We start from the raw sequence: 8183 nt of genomic DNA, 5'->3' as shown, positions 1-8183 counted from the left end.
GGGTTTCGAAGATGGAAAATTTACTGTTCTTGAATTTAACAGTGCCGTTCATTTGGATGGTTTAATAGTTGAATAACTTCCACAGTTAGTCATCCTGATCCGATAGCTATCGGATTTCTTTCAGGATGTTGGCAGGATAAAGGGATTTATATAATGGTTCGTGAGGACACGAACCATGGCGAGTGATAATAAAAGATTTAACATAACACCTTGAATAAGATTAAAATATCGGCTGTTGCCTATACCAATACCAAAGCTTTTATATACGGATTAGAACATTCGGACATTATAAATAAAATTGATTTAAGTTTAGATATTCCTTCAGATTGCGCAGCTAAAGTAATTAATGGTCAGGTTGATATCGGTTTAATGCCTGTAGCGGCTATTCCCTTGGTTCCCAATGCGAATATTGTAGCTGATTATTGTATCGGAAGTGATGGAGGTGTAAATTCTGTATTCATTTTTAGTGAAGTTCCTGCCCAGGAAATTAAAACGATAAGACTGGATACCCACTCGCGTACATCGAATAATTTAGCTAAAGTATTGTTGAAGTTCCATTGGAAAAAAGAAGTGGAATTTACTACTGATCCTACTACAAAAACGGATGCTTTTGTTTTAATCGGTGATAGAACCTTTGGTAAAAAAGAAGATTTTGCTTACGCTTACGATATGGGTGAAGAGTGGAAAAACTTTACCGGATTACCATTTATGTATGCTGCCTGGGTGGCCAATAAAGAAATCTCACAAGAATTTAAGGCTGAATTTAATGCCGCTTTAAAATTTGGTTTAGCGCATAGAAAAAATGTTTTACAGGAATTACCTGAAGTGTCGAATTTCGACCTGGAAGATTACCTGTACCACAAACTTCAATTTGATGTTACCGATGACAGAAAGAAAGCTTTAAAGCTGTTTTTGGGATATATTGAGCAGCTAGCTTAAAAAACAGCTATAAGGTGATTAAAAAGATAAAAAGAAAGAAATGTCTTGCTAAATATCCTATATTTCCGCAAAGAAATTATAATGGGGAAATTGAAGACTACGATTATTTCTATCCGGAAACCTTCGCCAATTATATTCTAACTATCACATCAAAAACTAATAAAAAACATGTTAAGGCATTAGGAGAAGAACTTAATCATCTTTTAAAGGGTTTAAAATCAGATTGTTTTATATTCTTGGGAGATGAGAAGTTAGCATGGAGATTTCGAGAAGGAAAATATAAAAACTTTAAAAAAGGGATGCAATTTCTTGAAAATGAAGGTATAGGTAAGGATTTTAAAGGAGGCTTAATCATAAATAAGCAAAATTTGCCTCAGTTCATTAAACATCTTGCTGATCTGGTGGGAACAAATGGAATTGTTCAATATGTTTATTTTACCGATGAATCTCAAAGTGTGCTCGGTTCAATTTGCAAAGAAGGTAACCTTCACATAAGTACAATGAATGAGGAAAGCGATGACGCATTAAAAAAAGTTGTACTCAGTACTAAATTTGAATTTTTAAATGGAAAATGTTATAATCAATTTAGTAATAAAGGAGGGCGACCAACATCATAATAAAAAAGCAATCTAGTCAGATTGCTTTTTTATTATAAAAGTATTTTGTTTGATAAACCCTGAACTAAATTACCTTTGGTGAGTTCTCTAGGACTCAGTTCAGGGTGACGAACGGATTTAATGCGCTTTCATTTTCCCAGCCACTTTTTCGAGTGTGCTTTTTAATTTCGTTAATGCACCTGTAATAGCCAAATCGTAGGTATTGCCCATATTGGTAACGGCTATAGGATCTTTTCCGGTAATCCTGGCCTCTAATAAACATCTTTTATCGTCTAAGCCATCTTTACTGCCATTTTCATCAGATAAATGGACCTCCAGACGAGTAATTAAATCGCTATATCTGCTCAAACCTTCATTTAACTGTGTCTGAATTTTTTCATCGTATTCCTGGTGAATGGTTAAGTTTTTGTCGGTATTCAATTGGATCGTCATAATTATAATATTAGGTTAAATTTATATAGATGTAACAGCAATAGGGGCAAAACGTTTTGAAATTAGTGTTAATTTTAGTTAATAGGTTCAATGTATAATTGTCTTCCCCAAAGCTGTAGATCTGCCGCAAGCATATAAGGGTTTTCAAAAAGGTCGTCAATCTCCTTATTTATTTTCTCAATTGCGTTAATGTCCGTAGTTCTAATTCGAGTCTCATGGTTGTACTGGGTTCCACTTGCAGTAAAGTTTAACGATCCCATATAGGCGATCTGACCATCAATTAGGTATATTTTACTGTGAATTAAAGATGTTTTTTCATTACACATATATACTTTAAAAGGAAATAGCTGAGTATAGTGGTAAGAATAGATCCTAAGGTTTTTAATTTTTATCTTGTACAAACCTCGTATCAAGAATAGAATAATTATAGGTATAAAACCTAGGAATATTTTAAGGTCTCTGAAATAATAAGCCAATACAATGGATAGCGCTATTAGGCCGTAGCTAATGTATGAGAGTGTTTCTGCAAGCTTAATCCACTTATTCCTAATTATTTGTTTATCAAAGTCTGTGTTGCATTTCTGAATAATGAGTTTATAGATATTTCTTTCACGATCACCATAAAAATCCTCGATATTGTTTGTGGTAATTAACTTAACATCAATGTTTTTATCTTTTAGATTAATCAATTCTGAAATCAGGTATGGTGACAGGTAAGGGGATATGATTTTGACAGAATGTTTTGCACCCCTCATATCGTCCATTAACTTTTTACCTGCCCCTTTTCCAATATAAATATCACAAAGTGCATTATTGTAGTACATGGCTAAGATCTTAAGTTTCTATTTTTGTTAACTATCTCATTATAATATATTTATTTAATGTAAGTAGTATCATGATTAAGGTAATATTTTTTGATAAATAATAAGAATTTTATTAATCAAACCAATGTGCCTAAACCTGGTAGGAGCGAACACGAGTGTAACGAAGTAAAGCGGATAACGGACTGTACTATCCGAAATGCACAGAACCCTTCATTTCCAAATGATGGTTAACTGTTGAAGAAAAAAACAATGATGCAACTGGATTAAAACAGACCCTTGTACCTAAACCTGATAGGAACGAACACGAGTGTAACGAAGTAAAGTGAATAGCAGGACTGCATGCCCCGAAATGTACAGAACCCTTCATTTCCAAATAGTGGTTAACTGTTTAAACTGTATAAATTGGTTAACTAGGATGCCTTTCAAATAGCAGATTTAAACATTTGAGCGGTTAAACAAACTAACAATCTTTTAACTTTTCAACAAAACAGCTGTAAAATGCTTATTCGTGTTATCTTTATGGCTTTTGTAAATTAATTTCAGTTTTGGCTAAAGACACGAATAAAGAAACCCCGTTAATGCAGCAATACAACGCAATTAAGGCGAAGTATCCGGGCGCACTTTTACTATTTAGGGTTGGCGATTTTTATGAAACCTTTGGCGAAGATGCCATTAAAACGGCACAGATTTTAGGCATCGTATTAACCAGAAGAGGCACTGGCCCTAATGGCGGCGCTTTAGAACTGGCTGGTTTTCCGCATCACTCATTGGATAATTATTTATCCAAATTGGTACGGGCAGGACAACGCGTAGCCATTTGCGATCAGCTGGAAGATCCTAAAACCACAAAAACCATTGTTAAACGTGGTGTAACAGAATTGGTTACGCCTGGAGTAGCTTACGGTGATAATATTGTAAACCAAAAATCGAACAATTTCCTCGCCTGTGTTTTCTTTGATAAAACACAGCTGGGTGTTTCATTCTTAGATATATCGACAGGTGAATTTTTAATTGCACAGGGTAACAGCGATTATATTGATAAACTTTTACAAGGCTTTAAGCCAACAGAAGTTATTTTTCAGAAATCGAAACGACAGGCATTTACCGAGCACTTCGGCGACCGTTTTTACACTTTTGGTTTAGACGAATGGCCTTTTACCACTGATTTTGGAAATGAAACCCTGATGAAACACTTTGAGGTTTCTTCGTTAAAAGGTTTTGGTGTAGAGCGTTTACAGAGCGGAATTGTTGCTGCCGGCGTTATTCTACACTATTTGGGTGAAACCGAGCACCGTAATCTACAACACATTAGTTCGATCGGCCGCATTGAAGAAGACCGTTACATGTGGTTAGACCGTTTCACAATCCGTAACCTCGAATTGGTGAATTCGCCTAACGATAACGCCGTAACCTTGTTCGATATTTTGGACCATACCTGTACCCCAATGGGCGCACGTTTGTTGCAGAAGTGGATCATTATGCCATTAAAAGAATTGAAACCAATCCAGGAACGACTTGGAATGGTGGAGTATTTTGTAAAACATGAAGAATTACAAGGCGAGTTTCTAAATAACATTAAACAGATTGGCGATTTAGAACGACTCATTTCTAAAGTAGGCCTTCAACGTGTTGGTCCCAGAGAATTGGTTGCTTTAAAACGCGCACTTTACCATATCGAAGCGGTTAAAAAACTGGCTGCCGATTCTAAAAACCCTTTCCTGATTAAAATAGCAGATCAGTTAAATCCGTGTTTGGCTATTAGGGAGAGAATTGAAAGGGAATTACAACTAGAGCCACCAGCTTTGCTGATTAAAGGGAATGTAATTGCCGATGGTATTGATGAAGATTTAGACCGCTTGCGTAAAATAGCTTTTGGCGGTAAAGATTATCTGGTGCAGATACAAAAACGCGAAGCAGAGGCAACGGGAATACCATCGTTAAAAATTGCCTTTAATAACGTTTTTGGTTATTATTTGGAAGTTACCCATACCCATAAAGATAAAGTACCTGCAGGCTGGATCCGCAAGCAAACACTTGTAAATGCCGAGCGTTATATTACACCAGAGCTTAAAGAATACGAAGATCAGATTTTAGGTGCAGAGGAAAAGATCCAGGCAATCGAAATCCGTTTATACAACGAACTGATGTACGAAACTGCCAGTTATATTAAACCGATCCAACTCGATTCGTTTTTAATTGCGCAGCTTGATTGTTTATTGTGTTTCGCACAGTTAGCGGCTAAAAACCATTATAACAAGCCGAAAGTTACCGAAAATAAAGTGCTTGATATTAAAGGTGGCCGTCACCCGGTAATTGAGAAACAACTGCCTGTTGGAGAGGAATACATCACCAATGATGTTTACCTCGATACCGAAAGTCAGCAGATTATTATGATTACCGGACCCAACATGGCGGGTAAGTCGGCCATTTTAAGGCAAACTGCACTGATTGTATTGATGGCGCAAATGGGTTCCTTCGTTCCTGCTAAAGATGCGGAAGTAGGTATTGTAGATAAGATTTTTACCAGGGTAGGGGCATCTGATAATATTTCTTCAGGAGAAAGTACGTTTATGGTCGAAATGAATGAAACGGCCAGTATCCTGAACAACATTTCGGATGACAGTTTAATCTTACTCGATGAGATTGGCCGCGGAACGAGTACTTATGATGGTATTTCAATCGCCTGGGCTATTGCCGAATTTTTGCATCAGCATCCAACTGCCAGACCAAAAACCTTATTTGCCACCCACTATCATGAGTTAAATGAACTGGCCAATACCATGCCGCGCATTAAAAACTTTAATGTATCGGTAAAAGAAATGACCAATAAGGTAATCTTTTTACGGAAACTCGTTCCTGGTGGCAGTGAACACAGTTTTGGTATACACGTAGCAAAAATGGCCGGTATGCCAACTAAACTAATTGGTCGCGCGAACGAGATATTGAAAAAACTGGAAATAGACCGTACAGAAGGACAAAGCATAAAAGATAGCATTAAAAAAGTGCAGAATCAGGCTTATCAGTTACAGATGTTTGCTATTGATGATCCTGTTCTGGTGAAAATCCGTGATACATTGAATAATTTGGATGTAAACGCATTAACACCTGTTGAAGCTTTATTGAAACTGGACGAAATACAACGATTGATTAAGAACTAAGAAAGGTTAGAGGTTTAAGGCTGAAGTTAGGTGTAAGGTTTGAGGTTTAAGGTTAAGTATCTCAAGAACAAAAATATTGATGCCATTGAAATAATATTAAAATCTAAGCCTTACACTGAAAAATAAGCTTAATATAAGAATAGTAATAATTTAGTGACCATAAAATTGACACGATGGAAATAACCTTAAACCTTCCACCTTATACCTTACGCCTCAAAAATATTTTTTACTTAATAACACTCACAGTTTTTCTTTCGTCATGCGGTACGCGTAAGTACACGGTTAAAAGTGACACTAAAGCTTCTAAAGCGGCAGATGCCATGGCAAATTTACAAAGCAAACCACTCTATCGTTTCATTACCGATTGGACAGGTGTAAAGTACCGTTTTGGCGGTTTAGATAAAGGTGGTATTGATTGCTCTGGTTTTGCTTTTTTATTGGAGAAAGAAATTTATGGAGTTACACTTCCACGTATTTCACGTGAGCAAGCCAATGTGGTAAAGCGTAAAAATATAGATAATTTGAAGGAAGGAGATCTGGTGTTTTTCTCTTTTGGCGGCAATGATGTAGACCATGTGGGCGTATACCTCAACAATGGTTTTTTCGTGCATGCAAGCACTACCAGAGGCGTAATTGTTGATGATTTAACACTTCCTGCTTATCAGCGTGTATTGGTTAAATCGGGATCGGTGAATTGATATTTGTCGTCATTTCGACTGTAGTGCAATCCCGAACTTTCGGGAGAGAAATCTTTAATATGGATTCTCCTTTTCCGAATTATTTGGAAATCATACCTTGGTAAGGCTTGTTGGTTTCATTAAGATTCCCGCCTGCGCGGGAATGACGAACAACTGTTCAGGGTGACGGACATTAAAAACAAAATCAACCAAATTTCGTTATTCATTTATGCGTGTATTTCTCATAATCTGCTTATCTTTAATTACTTATTGTGCTACAGCGCAGGTGAAATTGCTCAAACTGGATGAGTTGGATAAACGCATTGCCAATGGAAAAGATACGACTTATGTAATCAATTTCTGGGCTACCTGGTGTTCGCCATGTGTGGCTGAGTTGCCGAATTTCGAGAAATTACGTTTAGCCAATTTAAAGAAGCCTGTTAAGGTGCTTTTAGTGAGTTTAGATTTTAAGTCAAAATTGCAAAAGGAAGTGGTTCCATTTGTGTTGAACAATAAAATTAATGCTGAAGTATTTCTTTTAAACGAACCCGACCAACAACAGTATATTGAAAGGATAGATAAAAAATGGTCGGGTGCTATTCCTGCTACATTGTTTGTGAACAAGAAAGCCAGACGTTTTTATGAGAAAGAATTTACAGAAACTGAACTGAAAAATACTTTGTTAAACTTAAAATAGATCGTTATGAAAAGATTGATTTTAGTGGCTTTTATGCTGATTTCAGGATTCGCATTTGCACAGACTGAAGGTTATAAAGTGGGCGATGTAGTAAAAGATTTCTCGCTGAAAAACGTAAACAACAAAATGGTTGCCTTGGCCGATTACAAGGATGCAAAGGGGTATATTGTGGTTTTCACCTGTAATACCTGCCCGGTGGCAAAAGCTTATCAGGATCGCATCTCCGCTTTAAATGCAACTTATGCAGTAAAAGGTTATCCTGTTGTGGCTATTAATCCAAACGATGCTGGGGCCGTACCGGACGAAAGTTTCCAAAAAATGCAGGCACTGGCCTCAGAAAAGAAATTCAATTTCCCTTATCTTTTAGATCCCGATCATGTGGTAACCAAACAGTTTGGCGCTACCAGAACACCACATGTTTTTGTGTTGAACAAAACCGGCAAAGGAAACGTGGTTGAGTACATTGGTGCCATAGATAACGATCCGGAAGAAGCAAACAGCACAAAAGTAGAGTATGTTAAAAATGCAGTTAACGAATTATCCATCGGTAAAAAGCCTGCAATTGCATCAACTAAAGCTGTTGGCTGTGGTATAAAATGGAAAAAAGGCTAAACAAAGAAGTTGTATCATAGATATATATGTCAATCCTGAGGTATAATTTTTATAAAAATCAATATTAGCGGCGTATAATTGATTTCTTTTGCCATTCCACAGTCTTGCCTCGGCTCGCCGCCGCCGAAGGGCTCTTTCTTTTTGGCATCAAAAAGAAACAAAAAATGCCGGCTGAAAATTTTTCTTTTGAAGCCAGTTGTTTGGACAGAACAGTGCAGCCCGATCCC

Annotated in this window: 8 protein-coding genes; 6 read left to right on the top strand and 2 right to left on the bottom strand. The window is 36.8% G+C overall.

What is annotated here, in order from left to right; translation table 11 throughout:
• The first annotated feature begins 210 nt into the window (after positions 1-210).
• On the top strand, positions 211-939 hold the full coding sequence (locus ASU31_RS26805) for a menaquinone biosynthetic enzyme MqnA/MqnD family protein (protein WP_057935303.1): 729 nt from the start codon (positions 211-213) through the stop codon (positions 937-939).
• Positions 940-953: 14 nt separating this feature from the next.
• Complete coding sequence (locus tag ASU31_RS26800) at positions 954-1556, top strand: hypothetical protein (protein WP_057935302.1); 603 nt, start codon at positions 954-956, stop codon at positions 1554-1556.
• A gap of 117 nt (positions 1557-1673) precedes the next feature.
• Here the strand turns inward: ASU31_RS26800 and ASU31_RS26795 are convergent, their stop codons facing one another.
• Positions 1674-1988, bottom strand: coding sequence for an HPF/RaiA family ribosome-associated protein (locus tag ASU31_RS26795; protein ID WP_057935301.1), 315 nt, complete (start codon positions 1986-1988; stop codon positions 1674-1676).
• Between the two features lie 74 nt (positions 1989-2062).
• A complete protein-coding gene (locus ASU31_RS26790; RefSeq protein ID WP_057935300.1) occupies positions 2063-2812 on the bottom strand; it encodes a phospholipase D-like domain-containing protein in 750 nt (249 codons plus the stop codon).
• 578 nt (positions 2813-3390) lie between these two features.
• On the opposite strand from ASU31_RS26790, the gene mutS reads away from it, so the two are divergent.
• From mutS to ASU31_RS26770, 4 genes are all read left to right on the top strand, one after another.
• On the top strand, positions 3391-5970 hold the full coding sequence (gene mutS / locus ASU31_RS26785; protein WP_245224624.1) for a DNA mismatch repair protein MutS: 2580 nt from the start codon (positions 3391-3393) through the stop codon (positions 5968-5970).
• Positions 5971-6143: 173 nt separating this feature from the next.
• Positions 6144-6668, top strand: coding sequence for a C40 family peptidase (locus ASU31_RS26780; protein ID WP_057935298.1), 525 nt, complete (start codon positions 6144-6146; stop codon positions 6666-6668).
• Between the two features lie 208 nt (positions 6669-6876).
• Complete coding sequence (locus ASU31_RS26775; protein WP_057935297.1) at positions 6877-7344, top strand: TlpA family protein disulfide reductase; 468 nt, start codon at positions 6877-6879, stop codon at positions 7342-7344.
• Positions 7345-7350: 6 nt separating this feature from the next.
• Positions 7351-7956 carry a thioredoxin family protein gene (locus ASU31_RS26770; RefSeq protein WP_057935296.1) on the top strand — a complete coding sequence of 202 codons (606 nt, stop codon included), beginning with the start codon at positions 7351-7353 and terminating at the stop codon, positions 7954-7956.
• Positions 7957-8183 lie beyond the last annotated feature (227 nt).

The organism is Pedobacter ginsenosidimutans, assembly GCF_001442625.1.
GTDB classification, from domain to species: domain Bacteria; phylum Bacteroidota; class Bacteroidia; order Sphingobacteriales; family Sphingobacteriaceae; genus Pedobacter; species Pedobacter ginsenosidimutans.
The sequence above is the reverse complement of the archived record's forward strand: the minus strand, read 5'-3'. Positions and strand labels throughout refer to the sequence as shown.